Origin of the sequence: Enterobacter sp. JBIWA003 (assembly GCF_019968825.1) — a bacterium.
Classification (GTDB): Bacteria; Pseudomonadota; Gammaproteobacteria; order Enterobacterales; family Enterobacteriaceae; genus Enterobacter; species Enterobacter quasiroggenkampii.
The window spans coordinates 2,946,647-2,963,380 of sequence record NZ_CP074170.1 but is presented as its reverse complement, the minus strand read 5'-3'; the positions used below and the strand labels follow the sequence as shown (position 1 = coordinate 2,963,380).

At 55.1% G+C, this 16,734-nt stretch carries 16 protein-coding genes and 1 pseudogene; 11 read left to right on the top strand and 6 right to left on the bottom strand.

The genetic code is table 11. The features are described from left to right. The first annotated feature begins 33 nt into the window (after window positions 1-33). A complete protein-coding gene (locus tag KGP25_RS14265) occupies window positions 34-288 on the top strand; it encodes a hypothetical protein (RefSeq protein WP_223539174.1) in 255 nt (84 codons plus the stop codon). Then, a complete protein-coding gene (locus tag KGP25_RS14260; RefSeq protein ID WP_223539173.1) occupies window positions 289-609 on the top strand; it encodes a hypothetical protein in 321 nt (106 codons plus the stop codon). It abuts the gene before it with no gap. Between the two features lie 76 nt (window positions 610-685). On the opposite strand, the gene KGP25_RS14255 is transcribed toward KGP25_RS14260, so the two are convergent. Then, window positions 686-1,627 carry a VirK/YbjX family protein gene (locus KGP25_RS14255; RefSeq protein ID WP_223539172.1) on the bottom strand — a complete coding sequence of 314 codons (942 nt, stop codon included), beginning with the start codon at window positions 1,625-1,627 and terminating at the stop codon, window positions 686-688. A gap of 166 nt (window positions 1,628-1,793) precedes the next feature. On the opposite strand from KGP25_RS14255, the pseudogene pphA reads away from it, so the two are divergent. The 5 genes and pseudogenes from pphA to KGP25_RS14230 all read left to right on the top strand — a co-directional run. Continuing rightward, a pseudogene (gene pphA, locus KGP25_RS14250) lies at window positions 1,794-2,435 on the top strand (protein-serine/threonine phosphatase); the annotation flags it as partial. Window positions 2,436-2,512: 77 nt separating this feature from the next. Continuing rightward, entirely contained in the window at window positions 2,513-3,094 is a 582-nt protein-coding gene (locus KGP25_RS14245) for an adhesin (RefSeq protein WP_223539170.1), read from the top strand. After that, a complete protein-coding gene (locus KGP25_RS14240) occupies window positions 3,084-3,347 on the top strand; it encodes a hypothetical protein (protein WP_223539169.1) in 264 nt (87 codons plus the stop codon). The genes KGP25_RS14245 and KGP25_RS14240 overlap by 11 nt, the downstream gene beginning before the upstream one ends. After that, a complete protein-coding gene (locus KGP25_RS14235) occupies window positions 3,344-4,015 on the top strand; it encodes an adhesin (RefSeq protein WP_223539168.1) in 672 nt (223 codons plus the stop codon). Before KGP25_RS14240 ends, KGP25_RS14235 begins: the two co-directional genes overlap by 4 nt. Beyond that, window positions 4,012-4,266: a hypothetical protein gene (locus KGP25_RS14230; RefSeq protein ID WP_223539167.1), complete on the top strand. Its 255-nt coding sequence runs from the start codon at window positions 4,012-4,014 to the stop codon at window positions 4,264-4,266. The genes KGP25_RS14235 and KGP25_RS14230 overlap by 4 nt, the downstream gene beginning before the upstream one ends. 1,002 nt (window positions 4,267-5,268) lie before the next feature. Here the strand turns inward: KGP25_RS14230 and KGP25_RS14225 are convergent. Beyond that, complete coding sequence (locus KGP25_RS14225; protein ID WP_345790654.1) at window positions 5,269-5,610, bottom strand: helix-turn-helix transcriptional regulator; 342 nt, start codon at window positions 5,608-5,610, stop codon at window positions 5,269-5,271. A gap of 132 nt (window positions 5,611-5,742) precedes the next feature. Here KGP25_RS14225 and KGP25_RS14220 point away from each other — a divergent pair, with 132 nt between their 5' ends. The 4 genes from KGP25_RS14220 to KGP25_RS14205 are packed head-to-tail and all read left to right on the top strand — an operon-like array spanning window position 5,743 to window position 10,507. Next, a complete protein-coding gene (locus KGP25_RS14220; RefSeq protein ID WP_223539165.1) occupies window positions 5,743-8,847 on the top strand; it encodes a CHC2 zinc finger domain-containing protein in 3,105 nt (1,034 codons plus the stop codon). Beyond that, window positions 8,840-9,907, top strand: coding sequence for a site-specific tyrosine recombinase XerC (xerC, locus tag KGP25_RS14215; RefSeq protein ID WP_223539164.1), 1,068 nt, complete (start codon window positions 8,840-8,842; stop codon window positions 9,905-9,907). Before KGP25_RS14220 ends, xerC begins: the two co-directional genes overlap by 8 nt. A 10-nt stretch (window positions 9,908-9,917) precedes the next feature. Further along, window positions 9,918-10,205 (top strand): damage-inducible protein J, encoded by a 288-nt coding sequence (locus tag KGP25_RS14210; protein ID WP_223540567.1) that lies wholly within the window; start codon window positions 9,918-9,920, stop codon window positions 10,203-10,205. Beyond that, window positions 10,202-10,507, top strand: a complete 306-nt coding sequence (locus KGP25_RS14205; protein ID WP_223539163.1) for a type II toxin-antitoxin system RelE/ParE family toxin — start codon at window positions 10,202-10,204, stop codon at window positions 10,505-10,507. Before KGP25_RS14210 ends, KGP25_RS14205 begins: the two co-directional genes overlap by 4 nt. Before the next feature lie 359 nt (window positions 10,508-10,866). On the opposite strand, the gene KGP25_RS14200 is transcribed toward KGP25_RS14205, so the two are convergent. The 4 genes from KGP25_RS14200 to yebS all read right to left on the bottom strand — a co-directional run bounded on the left by KGP25_RS14200 (window position 10,867) and on the right by yebS (window position 16,618). Then, window positions 10,867-11,106 carry a YebV family protein gene (locus KGP25_RS14200; protein ID WP_008500472.1) on the bottom strand — a complete coding sequence of 80 codons (240 nt, stop codon included), beginning with the start codon at window positions 11,104-11,106 and terminating at the stop codon, window positions 10,867-10,869. Between the two features lie 106 nt (window positions 11,107-11,212). Beyond that, on the bottom strand, window positions 11,213-12,655 hold the full coding sequence (gene rsmF / locus KGP25_RS14195) for a 16S rRNA (cytosine(1407)-C(5))-methyltransferase RsmF (RefSeq protein ID WP_223539162.1): 1,443 nt from the start codon (window positions 12,653-12,655) through the stop codon (window positions 11,213-11,215). A 77-nt stretch (window positions 12,656-12,732) separates the two neighbouring features. Further along, the gene (locus tag KGP25_RS14190) at window positions 12,733-15,366 is read right to left on the bottom strand and encodes a PqiB family protein (RefSeq protein ID WP_069718998.1); all 2,634 of its coding nucleotides are present in this window, start codon (window positions 15,364-15,366) and stop codon (window positions 12,733-12,735) included. Continuing rightward, on the bottom strand, window positions 15,335-16,618 hold the full coding sequence (yebS, locus tag KGP25_RS14185) for a membrane integrity lipid transport subunit YebS (RefSeq protein ID WP_045908227.1): 1,284 nt from the start codon (window positions 16,616-16,618) through the stop codon (window positions 15,335-15,337). Before yebS ends, KGP25_RS14190 begins: the two co-directional genes overlap by 32 nt. Window positions 16,619-16,734: the final 116 nt, after the last annotated feature.

Below are 16,734 nucleotides of genomic sequence, written 5' to 3'. Positions count from 1 at the left end.
CGTTAAGTAGGATTTTTTTATGGGCGAAATCCCATGCCCTACAAACACACTTTGTCTGAAGTGCTGATGTTCTACGGTATCAAGCCGTTCATTCCGGTCATGCAGACAATCTTTAGTATGCAGGTGCCGCGTGGCACGATTGCAATCGCCATTTCGTTACTGGGTGCGCATATGGTCAATGGAATCATTAAATTTTTCGTTAAACGCAAGGCAGGGTTAGGCCTGCAGGAGATAAGTAAAAATGGGTCATGTATCCCCGCATTTCAGCCTAAAAGAGTTTGCCTGTAAATGTGGCGGCGGCTTTACCGCCGTGGCGATTCACAAACAAATGAAACGGTTCCTGTGGACGTTTTGATGAGTCTTCCGGGGTTTAATGCTCACAGCGGTGCGGTATCAAAATATCCGCTGACCAACACCAGTCGCGGACATATTATTCATGCCCCGAAAGAGGCCATTTTCAACCGCAGGTCAACGCTCGATTTTCAGATGAAAAAGCCAGTCGTTGAGAAGAGGGTAAAAGAACCCGGTTCGACATGGCGCGAACTTGTGACATTAATATTCGATACGGAAATCGAACAATGTGCCTTTTTATTGCCAGAACGAACCTGACGATAATAACGTGTTCAGATTTGAAGAACGTAACAGCCCTTTCAGGGCAGTTACGTTGTCAGTCGTTATTTATGACTTAAAAGTGAGACCGAACCGATGCCTCGATTTCATCAAGCAGCTCAAAGCGACGGCGGTATTCAGCGCGTTTTTTACTGGCGATCTCTTCAAGGGATTTGCGTGCCATTTGCAGCGGCAGCTGCCAGCAGAAAGCGGAGAGTTTTTTACCGTCCAGAGATGCCCAGAATTCATCATAGCTGGCGTGGAAATGGCGGCCTTTGCTGAGGCGATAGCGCAACGCGCGGAACACGTGGCCCTCATCGCTGACGGCAAAAATCGCCCGGACAGAGGACTGTGCAGCCAGCTGGAAAAGCACTTCCATCAACACGCGCTTTGGGAACAAGCCGTGGCAGGCGCGGGTGGCCTGTTTAATCACGTCACGCGTTACGCTGCGACGGGGACCCTGAAGCCCGCCAATGACCATGACTTGCTGACCGTTGCTGCGTGCGACGCTAAAGGTCAGGCTGGCCAGCAGCGTATCCTCGTTGTCGCGAAGCCACAGCGTGCTTTCACCTTCACGCTCGGCTTTCCCCGCAGAGGACGCATTGACCGTATAGATAACACCGTCTTTTGCATGGAACTGCGCAACGGGTTGCTCCTGCGGGCTGGTCAGGGCCTGGGCGAGGCAGCTCTCTTTCAGGCTATCAATCCAGTAATAATGGCTAACGATCGCGTCGGCGCGATCGTTAGCCGTCAAACCGCGCATCAGGTACTGCCGGTGGGTTTTGCTTGGCAATGTAATTTGAGAGGCCAGCAGTTTGTCGAAATCATCGCGACCAGAAAGCGCCTCCAGCATTCGATGGGTAGAAGACCAGAACACCAGCGAACGTAACAGGAACTTCAGGCGATATTCGCGTTTGCGCCAGATCGGTCCCGGGACGCGTTTGCCGTTCACCAGCTCGGAAATAATATTTGTGCGATGCGGATAGAAAACATCGTTATGCAGGTGCGTATTAGACACGTGAAGACCCCTCTTTTTTTCTCCCTTTATTCTAAAGAGCCAGGAAAAAGGGATTAATAGCGCGAGGATCTTTATTTCTGTTTGGTTTACCGTTTGTTTCACTTCGTGAGGACCACGCCCGTCTGTTGCATTTTCTGCGGCGGCTATACTGTTAACAGGAGGGGCTATGTATCAGCGAATTGAAGGTGGGATGTGGCGTCACGTCTGGGTTGTCAGCGATATACATGGCTGTTATCAGTGGCTTATGGAGGAGCTTAAACGCCGTCATTTTAACCCGTATGAGGATTTGCTTATTTCCGTTGGGGATATGATCGATCGTGGGCCTGATAGCGTGAAATGCCTGCAGTTAATTCATGAAAAATGGTTTCGTGCCGTCCGGGGCAACCATGAGCAAATGGCGCTCGACGGTCTGGATAATAACGATTTTTCTCTCTGGATGATGAATGGCGGAATGTGGTTTGCGCAACTTGAACGCGACCAGCAACAGCTTGCGCTGTCGTTGCTCGAGGCCTGTCGCGATTTACCGCATATCATTGAGATAACCTGTGCGAACGGTCTGAACGTGATTGCCCATGCGGATTATCCGGCAGCGGAATACTGCTGGCAAAAACCGGTCAGTGCCCATCGCGTTTTATGGGACCGCGATCGGTTGATGGGGTTTATGGTGGGCAAAGGGCAGGGCATCAGCGGTGCGGATCATTTCTGGTTCGGACATACGCCTGTCGACAGAAGGTATGATTTTGACAATCTTCACTACATTGATACGGGCGCCGTATTTGACGGTTACTTTACGCTGGCGCAGCTGCAGTTGAGAATAACTCGCTCAGCTTTGGTGATGGTTTTGAAAGCAATGCTGCGGCGGCTACATCATGGAACAAGTACGCGGTGGACAATAATCTGACACCGGAACAAAAGCAGGCCGGGCTGGATAAGATAGCGAAAGGTGATATGCCGGACAGCACCAATATCACGAAAGTGATCGTGGATGGCTACCAGGATGGTGTGATGATTGCCGGTGCATGGTATCTGGGGCCTGCTGCGTCAGCAGGTAAAGTTCTTAGTGGCGGGCTTCTTGGACTGGCGGCCAATAGTGGTTATCAGGTCTATGATTTAAACCAGCCGCAGAATGCGAATAAGTCGTGGGACTATCTGGGAAGCGCGACCTCATTTACAACAGGCATGATGGCTCCCGGTCGTGGTGTCCTTGCGAACACAGGTATCGCAATGGGGGGGGCATTCTTTACTGATGGTCCAAATACAGTGTCACTTGCCGGAGCTGCACTCGGCGGGCTGGCCGGTGGTTCATTCGGGAAATTTGCGCCAGTTATTGTGGATAAACAGATTGGTAAAGAGCTTCCCGGATTTGCTTATGACATTGGTGGTTCATTTATATCTGAGTTTACTGGCGGTGCAATAAAAGATGCATTAAAGCCATCTGAAAACAAAGGAGATAAAAATGCTAAGTAACTTATTGAAATCATTTGTTTTGTTTATCTACTGCTTTGTTTTTTTTATGGTGATGGGTTTTTTATTCAGAGCGGCGGTAGCACTATTATCTTATTACAATAATGGATACTTTAACTTTCCTTTATCCGAGGTTCAGAGAGGGGTTGTTTTTTCTTTAATCGCAAGTTGTGCTGTCTGGCTGTATGCTTTATTAAGCAAAATTATTGATTGGTACAACGCCAGAAAAAAAACATCTGACGAGCCGGATAGATGATTTTTGTTGTTGAGAATAACGCGCTCAGCTTTGGTGATGGTTTTGAAAGCAATGCTGCGGCGGCTACATCATGGAACAAGTACGCGGTGGACAATAATCTGACACCGGAACAAAAGCAGGCCGGGCTGGATAAGATAGCGAAAGGAGATATGCCGGACAGCACCAATATCACGAAAGTGATCGTGGATGGCTACCAGGATGGTGTGATGATTGCCGGGGCATGGTATCTGGGGCCTGCTGCGTCAGCAGGTAAAGTTCTTGGTGGCGGGCTTCTTGGACTGGTGGCCAATAGTGGTTATCAGGTCTATGATTTAAACCAGCCGCAGAATGCGAATAAGTCGTGGGACTATCTGGGAAGCGCGACCTCATTTACAACAGGCATGATGGCTCCCGGTCGTGGTGTCCTTGCGAACACAGGTATCGCAATGGGGGGGGCATTCTTTACTGATGGTCCAAATACAGTGTCACTGGCCGGGGCTGGTATTGGTGCTGGTCTGGGTGGGGCATTTGGGAAGTATGCCCCCACAGCCGTGGGGAAAATCTTAGGGAGTGACCCTGTGCCGGGCTTTATTTATGAGCTTGGCGGTGGTGCTGTCTCTGAGTTTACCAATGGAATTATCAAGGATCTCAATAATCCTCAAACTCCTGAAAAAAAGGAGAATAAATGAGAATTTTGTGGAATTATTTAACTCTCCTTCTGTACTGCTGCCTGTTTTTTACAATAGCGTTACTTGGAGTCGGTTTGGTTGTATCTCTGTTTTTTTCTCTCAAAAATGATGGTTTTTTATTCCCAATCAATCAAATAAAAAGGGCTTTTTATTTTGGTGCTATTACCGGGTTTACTGCATGGGTTGGGATTGTTTTTTCTAAATTGATAGCCAGATATAAATCAAAGAAAACACCGCCTAACTCTGAGTGACTTTTGACATAACGCAGACAGTACAGTTGCAGGCATCTGTAGGGTTCCAGACATAACGCAAATTATGCGTGGTTCGTTGTTCTGAACTATGCATAATGTCTGGCATTATATTGAACCGTTGGAGGCTGTTTGCCTGTAGGTGAATGAAAAGAATAATATAATTAAAATTTCCTTCTCCCGGTAATACCTGAACCCATCCCGGCAGGCTATTTCACAATAGCCTGCTTCTCACCTCAAAATCCCCACACCCGTCGCAAGATTGTATCTTGCCTGATTTGTCATTAAAAAAAATGGTTTATGAAACTTTTAAAGTGGTATTTTTTAACCTGGGATGAATTTATGAATCGCTTACGAATCGTACATGAATCGTATCCGATTCGAATCTAGATTCACATGTGATTCACTTCATTTAAATCAGTGACTTAATGCGATTCGAATCCAGATTCGAATCGCCATTTACGTTATATGTGAATCGTCATTCTGGAGCCTGTGAATCGTTAGTGAATCACCATATTTAATTGTGTGAATCGTTTCTGAATCACCACTTCCACGAGGTAAATAAATTTTAAATAAAAGCAAGCACCTACAAAAATAAATTATTTTGTGTAAGTGTGACATGTGTAAATATAATTCATGCGACATGGTGCCTTAAGGTGCTAATCACACCTGCAAGTAACAGGGGAAGCTGCCGAATAAATTTCGGGGGCAACGGGTAAGTAAATAAGCTATGCTGGACATATTACCTGACGCCTCGCGTTGCTCGTTGTCCAACGCTTCACACCGCCAGATTAAAATCTGTCAGTGTTCGTCGTTTTTATTATTGGATATCAGATGTAGCAGGGGAGGGATAAATAGCGGAAGGATCATACTGATGCAGAAGGTTTAAAAGTATTGTTTTTATTACTGTATTAAAAATAAAAAAAGGCACCCCAAACCATGCACAGATCGCGCATGGTTATTTTTTATTAACTGTCTTGTGTGACGGCCTTTTTTAACCGTCGGTCACTTCACTCTTGAAGACCAGCGTTCTGCTTCGTACTTGATGATCATTCCTTCCAGAAGCTGCTTGATAACCTGTTGCTGCTCCGGGGCCATATGCGAAATGGCCTGAAACTGTAACGCCAAATCAGCATCCGGAGCCAGCTCATCAGACTCGAATATCAACGAATCAGTGGTGACGCGTAAGGTCTGTGCAATCTTCTTAATCGCATCCAGCGAAGGCTGGGAGCTTCCAGCCTCATAACGTTTTATCTGTGTGACATGCAGGCCTATAGCATCCGCCAGTGCCTGCTGAGTCAGACCCTTACTCTTGCGGAGATGAATCAGACGATCGGCAACACTCATTGAATTTAACCAATAAGAAAACAATGCAGTCATCATATCCCCCTAAAAATAATCATCTTGACATTGGTAGCATATGGGATACTAAAATAAACCACAACAGAATCTTGACGCATTTTTGCAAGGAGTACGCTTATGGCCCGGATCCCGAAGCATGAACTGGATGAGCTGAAACGCCACGTCTCGCTGCTCACACTGGCCCAGTCGCAGGGCCATAAGCTGAAAAAACATGGGGCAGACAGCTACGTCTGCCTGTGCCCGTTCCATGACGAGAAAACGCCGTCCTGCGTGATCACCCCGGCAAAGGGGCTGTACCACTGCTTCGGCTGCGGGGCCAAAGGCTCGGTTATCGACTGGCAGATGAGCACCACCGGGCAGGGGCTTCGGGAGGCGGTGGCGTTCCTGAAAGCCCGGCTGGCGGGGACTGACGGTAACGCTTCTTCCTTAGCTGTCCCGTCTGTGGAGCCAAAAGCGACGCCAGCGCGTCAGCTGCTCGTCGATCTGGACGTGGACGGTCAGGCACTGTTGCGTCAGGTAACGGACTTCTATCACCGCAATCTGCTGGACAGCCCGGAAGCGCAGGCATGGCTGGCGCACCGTGGCCTGACGCATCCCGAACTGGTGAGTCACTTCCGGCTGGGGTTCGCGGGTACGCACGGTATCAGCGGCGATACGGGGCTGTTGCCTTCAACGACGAGCAAAGAGGGCCGTCGTCTGCGGGAACGTCTGGCCGCGCTGGGTGTGTTGCGTGAGCAGACCCGACAGGATCACTTCCGTGGCTGCGTGACAATGCCTGTAGAGGGATGGTCTGAATCTGCCATCGTGGCGCACCGTGGCAGAATGCTGCAAGTGTACGGACGGCGAACAATGGCCGATAACCAGATCAAGAAAGGATCTTCGCGTCACCTGTATCTGCCGTCGCCGCTGTGTGGCGTATGGAACGAAGCGGCGATGCGGGGTTCCTCAGACATCATCCTGTGTGAATCCCTGATCGACGCGATGACCTTCTGGTGTGCCGGGCTGCGCAACGTCACCACGGCTTACGGGGTGAACGGCTTCACCCCCGACCACCTGACGGCCCTGCGCTACCACGGCGTGAAGCGGGTGCTTATCGCGTATGACCGTGACGAGGCGGGCGACCGTGGCGCAGAGCGTGTGGCAACTGAACTGCTGGCATGTGGGCTGGAGGCGTGGCGGGTGCCGTTCCCGGCGGGGATGGATGCGAATGAATATGCGCTGAAAAGCGGCAGCCCGGAGTCGGCGCTGGGTCTGGCCCTGCAGCAGGCGAAGTGGCTGGGAACGGGTAATGGCCCCGGCGTGGTGTTCAGCCATGAATCCCCGTCTTCGTCAGTAACGGCGGGCATACCGGACAACAGCCCTTCCTTAGCCGTCTCAGCCCCCGCACCGTCAGCGGCCACGACAGACACGGTGGCGCACGAGGTGAGCGCGTCCGGCGACCTGCTGCTGACCTGCGGCCCGCGCGCGTGGCGGGTACGGGGCTGGCAGAAACAGCGTCAGCCGGAGGTGATGAAAGTTAACGTGCAGGTGCGCGACAGCCTGAGCGGGGCGGTCCATGTGGACAGCCTGGATATGTACCATGCCCGGAGCCGGCAGAACTACGTCAGCACGGCGGCAACAGAGCTGGCCTGTGAGCAATCGGTTATCAAACGCGAATGCGGCCGCCTGCTGCTGTTGCTGGAGCAGAAACAGGACGAGGCGCGACAGTCTGAAGCCACCGACAACAGGACCGCCATCACGATGAACGCTGACGATGAAGCGGCGGCGCTGGCACTCCTGAAATCCCCGGACCTTGCGGCGCGTATCACCGATGACCTGGCGGCCTGCGGTGTGGTGGGTGAGTCCACCAATCTGCTGACCGGGTATCTTGCGGCGGTATCGCGCAAGCTGGATAAACCGCTGGCAGTACTTATCCAGTCCTCGTCGGCGGCGGGGAAGTCTTCGCTGATGGATGCGGTGCTGGGGCTGATGCCGGATGAAGAACGGGTGCAGTACAGCGCGATGACGGGCCAGAGCCTGTACTACCTGGGTGAAACCTCGCTGCAACACAAGATACTGGCCATCGCCGAGGAAGAAGGTGTGCGGCAGGCGGCGTATGCGCTGAAGCTGCTGCAGTCAGACGGGTCGCTGACCATCGCCAGCACGGGGAAGAACGAGCAGAGCGGCGAACTGGTGACGCGGGAATACAGCGTTCAGGGTCCGGTGATGCTGATGCTGACGACCACGGCCATCGACGTGGACGAAGAGCTGCTGAACCGCTGCCTGGTGCTGACGGTGAACGAGAGCCGGGAGCAGACGCAGGCGATACACGCGATGCAGCGCCACGGGCAGACGCTGGAGGGTCTGCTGGCGCAGAGTGAGAAACAGTACCTGACGACCCTGCATCAGAACGCCCAGCGGCTGCTGCGGCCGCTGAAAGTAGTGAACCCGTATGCGCACCAGTTAACGTTCCTCAGCGACAAAACCCGCACCCGGCGCGACCATATGAAATACCTGACGCTGATACAGGCGGTGGCGCTGCTGCACCAGTACCAGCGGGAGGTGAAACGTGCGACCCATCGCGGGCAGGTCATCGAGTATACCGAGGTGACAAAAGCCGATATCGCGCTGGCAACCCGGCTGGCGCACGAGGTGCTGGGCCGGACGCTGGATGAAATGCCGCCACAGACGCGCAAACTGCTGTTGCTGATACAGGCGATGGTCAGGGAGATGGCGGGTCGTCAGCAGTGTCTGCCGGGCGAGGTTCGCTTCACCCGCCGTGATATCCGGGCCAGTACCGGGTGGAGCGACAGCCAGCTTAAAAACCACTGTGTGCGCCTGGTGGAAATGGAATACCTGCTGCTGCACGGCGGGAGTCGGGGCCACCTGCTGCACTACGAGCTGCTGTGGGACGGCGACAACACACAGGCCCCGCACCTGTGCGGTCTGCCGGATGTGGGCGAGCTGATAAACGCGGCCTCAAAAACAGAGGGCAGCGAGCGCAAGTCTGCCTCTGATGGCGTAAGGTCTGGTTCAGGTCAGGGTCAGGTCTGCCCGTTGTCTGGTACAGAGCAGACAGCTCCAGGCCTCACGGTGCAAGGCCCGGAGCCACAACCGGACGGGCTGAACGAAAACGCAGTAAAGAGTGATAACCCGCAAGCGCCGCATCACACTACTGCCCCCCATCATCACAGCGATAATCACCACAACAGCGCCTTCGCAGCGGCGGTAACGCATGGCTAACCGAAAACGGCGTGGCAGTCTGCTGACGGTCGATGACGTGTACCGTCAGCCTGTCGGCCCGGCCTCAGACCCGAAGAGCCTGTACGCGCTGCTGCTGCGGTTCGTGGCGTGGCGGCGGGAGCGCAACTGGTCAGAGACGACGCTGAAGGTGCAGACGCACCACAGCTACCGGTTCGTCCAGTGGGCGGCAGAGCGCGGGCTGCACCATCCGGCAGAGGTGACGCGTCCGGTGCTGGAACGCTACCAGCGCCACCTGTACCAGTACCGCAAGCGCAACGGCGAGCCGCTGACCACCCGGACCCAGCGCACGGCGGTGCAGCCCATCCAGGTGTGGTTCCGCTGGATGACGCAGCAGAACCTGATACTGGCGAACCCGGCGGCCGACCTTGAGCTGCCGAGGCTGGAAAAACGCCTGCCGCGCTATATCCTGAGCGTGGACGAGGTGGAGCAGGTGCTGGCGCTGCCTGACCTGAGCACGCCCGGCGGCATCCGTGACCGTGCGCTGATGGAGGTGCTGTGGTCAACGGGCATACGGCGCAGCGAAGCCGCAGGGCTTGAGGTGTTCAGCGTGGATGCAAACCGCCGCATCCTGACCATCGTTCAGGGCAAGGGAAAGCAGGACAGGGTGGTGCCGGTGGGCGAGCGTGCGCTGTGGTGGGTGCAGCGTTACCTGCACCACGTCCGGCCACAGTTACTGGTTAACCCGCACTGTAAGGCGCTGTTCGTGGCCCTTGATGGTGTGGAGGGGCTGACGCCCAACGGGATCACTAACATCGTCAGCCACCATATGAGAGCCTCCGGGCTGGTTGCGCAGGGAAGCTGTCACCTGTTCCGGCACGCGATGGCGACCCAGATGCTGGAAAACGGCGCAGATCTGCGGTGGATACAGGCGATGCTGGGCCATGTCAGCGTGGAATCGACGCAGATATACACGCAGGTGTCGGTGCGGGCGTTACAGGCGGTTCATGCCTCAACCCATCCGGCAGAGCGGGAAGCACGAATCCTGGATGACAACCTTGAGGACAATCATCATAATGACAACACAACTGACACCACGTGAGGTTATGGCGATGAGCAGCACTATCCACTTCCGAATCGACGAAGAAACCAAACGCCTGGCGATGCAGGCCGCAGAGCGCCAGCAGATGAGCCTTACAGAGCTGATGCGCCAGCGGGCCGAAGAGCTGGCCGCAGAAGAACGTCGCCATCAGAGCAGCGAGCATGAAGGCTGGCTGGAAACACAGATAGCCCAGGCGTTCAGCCGCCATGATGCAGGTGAAGGCGAGTACATCAGCAACGATGAAATGGAAAAGCGAATGAAGGCGCTGAAACAACAGGCCATGCGGGGTAAGCTGTGAGCATCAGGGTTGAGTGGGAAAAACGCGCACAGCATGACAGAGAAAACCTCTTCCGGTACCTGAACCGCGAGGCGGGGGCAATGGTGGCTATCGCGGCTGACGACCGTCTGGCGGGTATGGTCACTATCCTTGCGGAAAACCCGCTTGCCGGAGTGAAAGCCGGAGGCTCAGAGAAGCAGCGTAAACTGGTGGTGCCGCACTTCCCGTTCATCGTAGTGTATGTGGCAGAAAGCGCTCGTGTGCGCATCCTGCGAGTACTTCACACCTCCCGCAAGATAGCCGGGCAATACAGCCAGAGCTGAGGCCCGCAGAGGCCTCTCCGGCCTTATCCCGGCTGTCCCCGTATAATCCCGCTAACTCCCTGAATAGAATCTCAAAACGGCATAACTCATTACAGCAAAGATGGGTTATGATGCTGCATGCCAAAAAAGCTGACACGTCTGATGAGCCTGTTACTGTGCCTGGTGATCTTCACCGGGGCGGTAGGGTGTTCGGGCGAAAAAGGCGCGTCGGGGCAAAAAGTTGCAGTGCCGGAAGTACAGCGTGCAAAAGCGGCTGTAACTCACGGAAAGGACAGGGAAAAAACGTGTTCATCGCAGCAATGTGTACCGGAACGAGTTGTTGTAATAAATAACCCGCCTTCGGGCGGGTTCTCTTTAGGTCAGGCAAGACGCATGACCCAGGCATCGGTTTTACTATCGTAATGCTCACGGTAAAGGACTGAGTGTTCGCCATCAAGTATTGCCGGGACGCTGGTGTCTGCATCCCATGCATCGAGCTGCATGCACAAATCCGGGTCGGATTTGCAGGGAATACTTAACGTTCGATCGCCTTGTGCTTCGCCGCGCAGCTCTGCGTCGTCGATTTCAAAAGCGCCAATACGCACGCTGGTTTTCGTCATAGTGCTCTCCGGGTCGGTTGTCAAAATCTGGTATGACCAGTGCGGCCACCCATTTTTGATCGTAGACAAGGAGAGCAAAATCGCCAGTAAAAAAATGCGCTTTTTTTCAGGCCGTGCGATCGTTACCGGTAAACAGCCGTCCATCGCGAACCAGCTCGCGCGGGTAGCTGTTTTTCAGTCGTGAACCGACTTTTTTTGCCAGCCCGAGCGGGTATCCCTGATACGTCACGATCACTTCATCGCCTGTTGGCGTGCTGTCCGGATAGACATCGCGACCACGATACCACTCTTCGGCTTCCTGATGCGTCAGGGCAAAGGTATTCTCGCGTCCGGCAAGGGCGATGACGGCCTCATGCTGCCAGCGATAGCCTTTATTATGCACTTCCGCCAGGCGGACCCCGATTCGGGAAAAACGGACCTTTCCGATGAGCGGCTCTATCTCAGCCGGGAATAGCCATACCTCTTTATCACGCATCCAGAGGTGCAGGCTCTCATCCCAGGCCAGGCCAACTTTTTCGGCGGCGGCGATAAGCTGTGCTGCATCGCGCCCTTTGAGGGGGGCAAACGGGAAGTTGCCGACCTTGAATTTAGGTGCGGGCAGGGGAGCAACCGCCTGTGTTTTACGCAGACGCGCCACAAAGAAGCCTTCGCAGTCGTAAATCTGTGGGAACACATGAAGGAAACCCTCAGGGGTGGCCGCCTCCTGTGCTGAGGCAAACAGATCGTCGAGCGGCAGGAACTCGACCGCATCCGGGTATTGCGCTTTCAGCCACAAGCAGACGTCTTCGTTTTCATCGCGGTTTAAGGTGCACGTTGAATAGACCAGCGTGCCGCCAGGGCGCAGGGCATGGAATGCGCTCTCGATCAGCTCCCGCTGCGTGGCGGCGATCTCAAGGTTGCTTTCCACGGACCAGTTCTTTAACGCATCGGGATCTTTACGCACCACCCCTTCGCCGGAGCAGGGGGCGTCCAGCAGGATGGCGTCGAAGGCTTCCGGCAAGGCGGCGCCAAACACGCGCCCGTCGAAGTGCGTCAGGGCAACATTATGAATACCGCAGCGGCTGATGTTGGCATGCAATACCTTCACGCGGCTGGCGGAAAACTCGTTGGCGAGGATCGCGCCCCGATTACCCATACGGGCGGCAATCTGCGTGGTTTTTGAGCCAGGCGCCGCGGCCACATCCATTACGCGTTCAGGCGAATTGCCATCGGCGAACAGGGCTGCCACCGGCAGCATCGAGCTGGCTTCCTGGATATAGAACAGGCCGCTCAGATGTTCAGCGGTGCTTCCCAGCGGCACGGCGTCTTCGTCATCGCGCTCGATCCAGAACCCCTCAGCGCACCACGGTACCGGCGTAAGCTGCCAGCTGTAGGGCGCGACCAGCGCCAGAAAATCTTCGACGCTGATTTTCAGCGTATTGACGCGAATACTCCGGCGTAACGGACGCTGGCAGGCGGCGATAAAATCGTCTAACGACAGGTGAGAAGGAAGCGCCTCGCGCATCTGCGCCAGGAATTGTTCAGGAAGAAATACGGAGTTTTGAGCCACGGGCACACCACAGGGAAAAGTTCAGGTGCGCAGTGTAGCATAAAGGCTCCGGTGCGTTGACACCGGAGCCTTGCAGATTAACGTGGCAGGGCGGTTCCCCATTCGCGCCACTCTTTCGGTTCGCTTTCGAGCAGCAGGAAGTGTTTACCCGGCTGCGCTTTCGGTGCCAGCGGCGTTCCCGGCGGCGTGGCAAAAGCAATGCCACCGCGAATGAACTGGTTGAAGGTGCCGGTTTTCACCACGCCTCCCGTCAGGCCAAAGTCCAGCGAATAGCCGGATGCCAGCCAGAATACCGAGTTATTACGTACCAGGTGCTGGTAGCGTTCACTGATGCGCAACGCCACCATTACGCGGTCGGAGAGCGTACCGAGCGTCAGGCCCGTGACCGTACCTACTTCAATACCGCGGAACAGCACAGGGGTGCCGATGCTCAGCGAGCCCGCTTCCGGCACTTCCACCACGATGCTCAGGCCGCCAAGGTAGCGCGAGTCGGTGATCGTGGCTTCCTGCAGCTCGAAATCACGACGGGCCTTGCCCTGGCCTGGCTCCACGTTGATGTACGGCTGCAAAATGGTATCGAGATGCTCAACGCCTGCGGCCGAGATCTGCGGCGTGACCACCGAGAAGCGCGTACCCGTACGGGCAAAGGTTTGTACATATTCCGGGTAAAGTACGGCAGTGGCCTGCACCTCGTTACGCGAGGTGATCAGCGTCAGCTTCTGGATCTGCCCGATATCAATACCCAGATAGCGGATGGGCATGCCTTCCGCCAGCTTACCGGCGTCAAACGCATGGAGGGTAATCTGCCCCCCCACGGCGCGGGCGGCGGTCTCGGACGGGAAGAGAATACGTTTATCGCCCTTGCGCAGATTCGCGCCCGCACCGCTGAGGTTATCGAAGCTAATCGCCCCCCGCAGCGCGCGTGACAGCGGAGAGGCCTGCACGGTCAGTCCGTTGCCGTTAAGCTGAACTTTCGCGCCGCCTTCGGCCCAGAAGACGCTGTTTGGCGTCAGCAGCTTGCGGTACTCCGGCTTGATGTGCAGTTCGATATCAAAGGCGTCGGCACGCGGGCGTACGGTAATCACTTCCCCGACTTCAAACTTGCGATACAGCACCACGGAGCCCGCCTGAACGTCCGGCAGGGTCTCGGCGCTTAACGTCAGCGTGGTGGTAGGAAGATCGCTCAGGCTGTTTTCAATCGCTTTCTCCAGGTTAGCATACAGCGGGTAGCTGTCGCGCACGGGGCCTTTATCCCCCGGTAAAATGCGGATACCGCCGTTGACCCATTCGCTGGCGCTGGCACCGAGAAACTCCACGCCGTCCAGACCCACTTTCACGTCGACGCGACTGTTCACCACGAATTTACTGTCACCGTGCACCAGGTCTCTGTATTGCGGGTCGATGGCGACGGAGAATTGCACCCCATCCGCGGAGAGCTTGCGCTCCAGCACCTGTCCCACCTGCACGCCGTGTAAAATCAACGGCTGACCGGCTTCAATCCCATAGCTTTCAGGCGCATTCAGGGTAACCGTCACCACGCCCGGTTTTTGCAACAGAGCTTTATCCGCCGGAGCAATCACGAAGCTGTTGCTGGGCTGACCTTCACCCGGGATCAGCTCAAAGGTATTGCCGGTCAGCAGCGTGCTGAGGCTGGTATCGTTCAGCGAGATCTTTGGACTGCGCATTTCGATGCGCGTTTTCTCGCGCAGGAGATCGACCACGCTCGGATCGACCGTCATTTCGCCGGTGACCGACCCGCCCGGGTTGAGCGTCATTTTGGTGAGCTGGCCGACCTGCAGACCCTGATACATCAGCGGCGTTGAACCCGCTTTTAGCCCCTTAGCATCGGGCAGGGCAAGTTTGACGATCACGCCGCGCTGGCTGTGCGCCAGGTCGGCGTACAATCCGAACGTGTCATCAGCGGTGGCAGGGCTCGAGTTTTCCGGGGAGTCAAAGGCAATGGCGCCGTTCACCAGGGCGGCCAGACTTTCCAGCTTCACTTTGGCGCCGCTCAGGCTGAGGTCGGCATCCACGCCGGACACGTTCCAGAAGCGGCTGCCCTTTTTCACCAGATTGGTGAAGCGACGCTCGATCAGCACATCAATAGTGACGCCCTGTTTGTTCGGGTTAATCGAGTAATCGTACACGCGGCCAACCGGGATCTTACGGAAATAGACCAGGGAGCCACTGTTCAGGGAACCGAGGTCCGGCGCCTGGAGATGAATCATCAAATCGCCGTTATTAAGACGGTATTTGGGCTGCGTATCCAGCGCAACAAAGTGATCCTGCGGCTCGCCTTTGCCCGGCATCATGCCAATATAGTTCCCGCCCACGAGCGCATCCAGCCCGGAGACACCGGCCAGAGAGGCTTTTGGCGTCACCAGCCAGAACTGTGTTTCGCTGCGCAGGGCATCCTGCATGTCAGATTTGATACTGACCCGCACCTGAATCTTATTCAGCCCTTTTCCAAGGGAGATATCCTGAACCGTACCGACCTCAACCCCCTGGAAGCGAACGGGCGTTCGTCCGGCGACGATGCCGTCGGCGGTCTGGAAATCAATGGTGACCGTACTCCCGCGATCTTCATAGCTTGTCCAGATAAGCCAGCCTGCAATCATCAGGGCGATGACGGGCAGCAACCAGAATGGCGAAATGCGGCGTTTTGTTTTAATTCTCGCTTCAGTCGGCGAAGCGGGGGTTTCCTGACTCATGTGCATCCCAAAGTAAGCGGCTATCCAGCCATTCCACAGCAAGAATAGTCAATATCACCGCAGAGCCGAAATAAAAAGCCGCGGGTCCCATTGTAAAAGCAAGTAACTGATCGCGATTGATGAGCGACATCATCAGCGAAATCACGAACAAATCTAACATTGACCAGCGGCCAATCCAGGTGACGAATCGCAGAAGCAGAATGCGTGTCCGTAAACCTTGTTCACACTTTAAGTGAATGCTGATGAGCAGGGTAATCATCACCACCACTTTGGTAAAGGGAACCAGGATACTGGCAATAAAGACGATCGCCGCCACTCCGACATTGCTGTGCGCAAGGGAGATAATCCCGGAGAGGATAGTATCCTCCTGACGTCCGCCATTCACGTAAATGATGGAAATCGGCAGCATATTGGCGGGGATCAGGAACACCAGGGAGGCGATCAGCGCGGCCCAGCATTTTTGCAGGCTGTTGTTGCGCCGCAGCCGTAATGGAATGTGGCACCGCGGGCAGCGTCCGCGCGGGTCGGGCAACCCGGTATAGTGGCATCCCAGACAGACGCGCAGATTTTCATCGGGGCGCGTGGCGGGGCGCTGAGGGTAAAAACGCTCCCAGAGCTGCTCAACGTTCAGGTGGATCAGCGTCAGGATGCTCAGCAACACCAGACAGATGAAAGCGAAGAGTCCAATGCCGGGCTGCAAAAAGGCGTAGTCCTGGACTTTTATGGACGCAACGCCCACGCCGACCAGATAAATATCCAGCATGACCCACTCTTTGAGCTTATCCAGCATCAGCAGCACCGGGCGAAGGTTCATGCCAAGAATATTGCCAAACCAGAGATAGGCAATGGCGGCAACCAGCACCAGCGGTGCGCCAACGGTGCAGAACAGCACCATGGCGGCGGTAATCGGATCGCCCTGACGGGTCATCTGCCAGATACCCTGCAGCACGTTGGCATCAATGCGCACGCCAAGCAGGTAGAGCTTCAGCAGCGGTTCGCTCCAGGCGAAGGGCATCAGCAGCAGCATGGTGACGGCCATGGCGGCGAGGCGGGTCAACGACCAGTCGCGGCCATCGCGAATTTTGGCGTCGCAGCGGGGACAGAAGGCACTTTGGTGCGATTTCATCTTCGGCAACATAAAAAGCGTATCGCACTGGGGGCAACGCTGATAATGTGCACGAGGCAAAGCTTCGCTTACCGTATGGACAGTTATCTTTCTCGTCGGCGTAATTTTGGTTGTTTTTAAGGCCATCAGCTGCGCACAAATAAGTATTGTTGAAAGTTATAATAACTCATGAACGGATTCATCTTGAGCATGAGCGCATTTAATGCTTATTTTAATAGGCTATGCGGTAATTTTGTAAGACA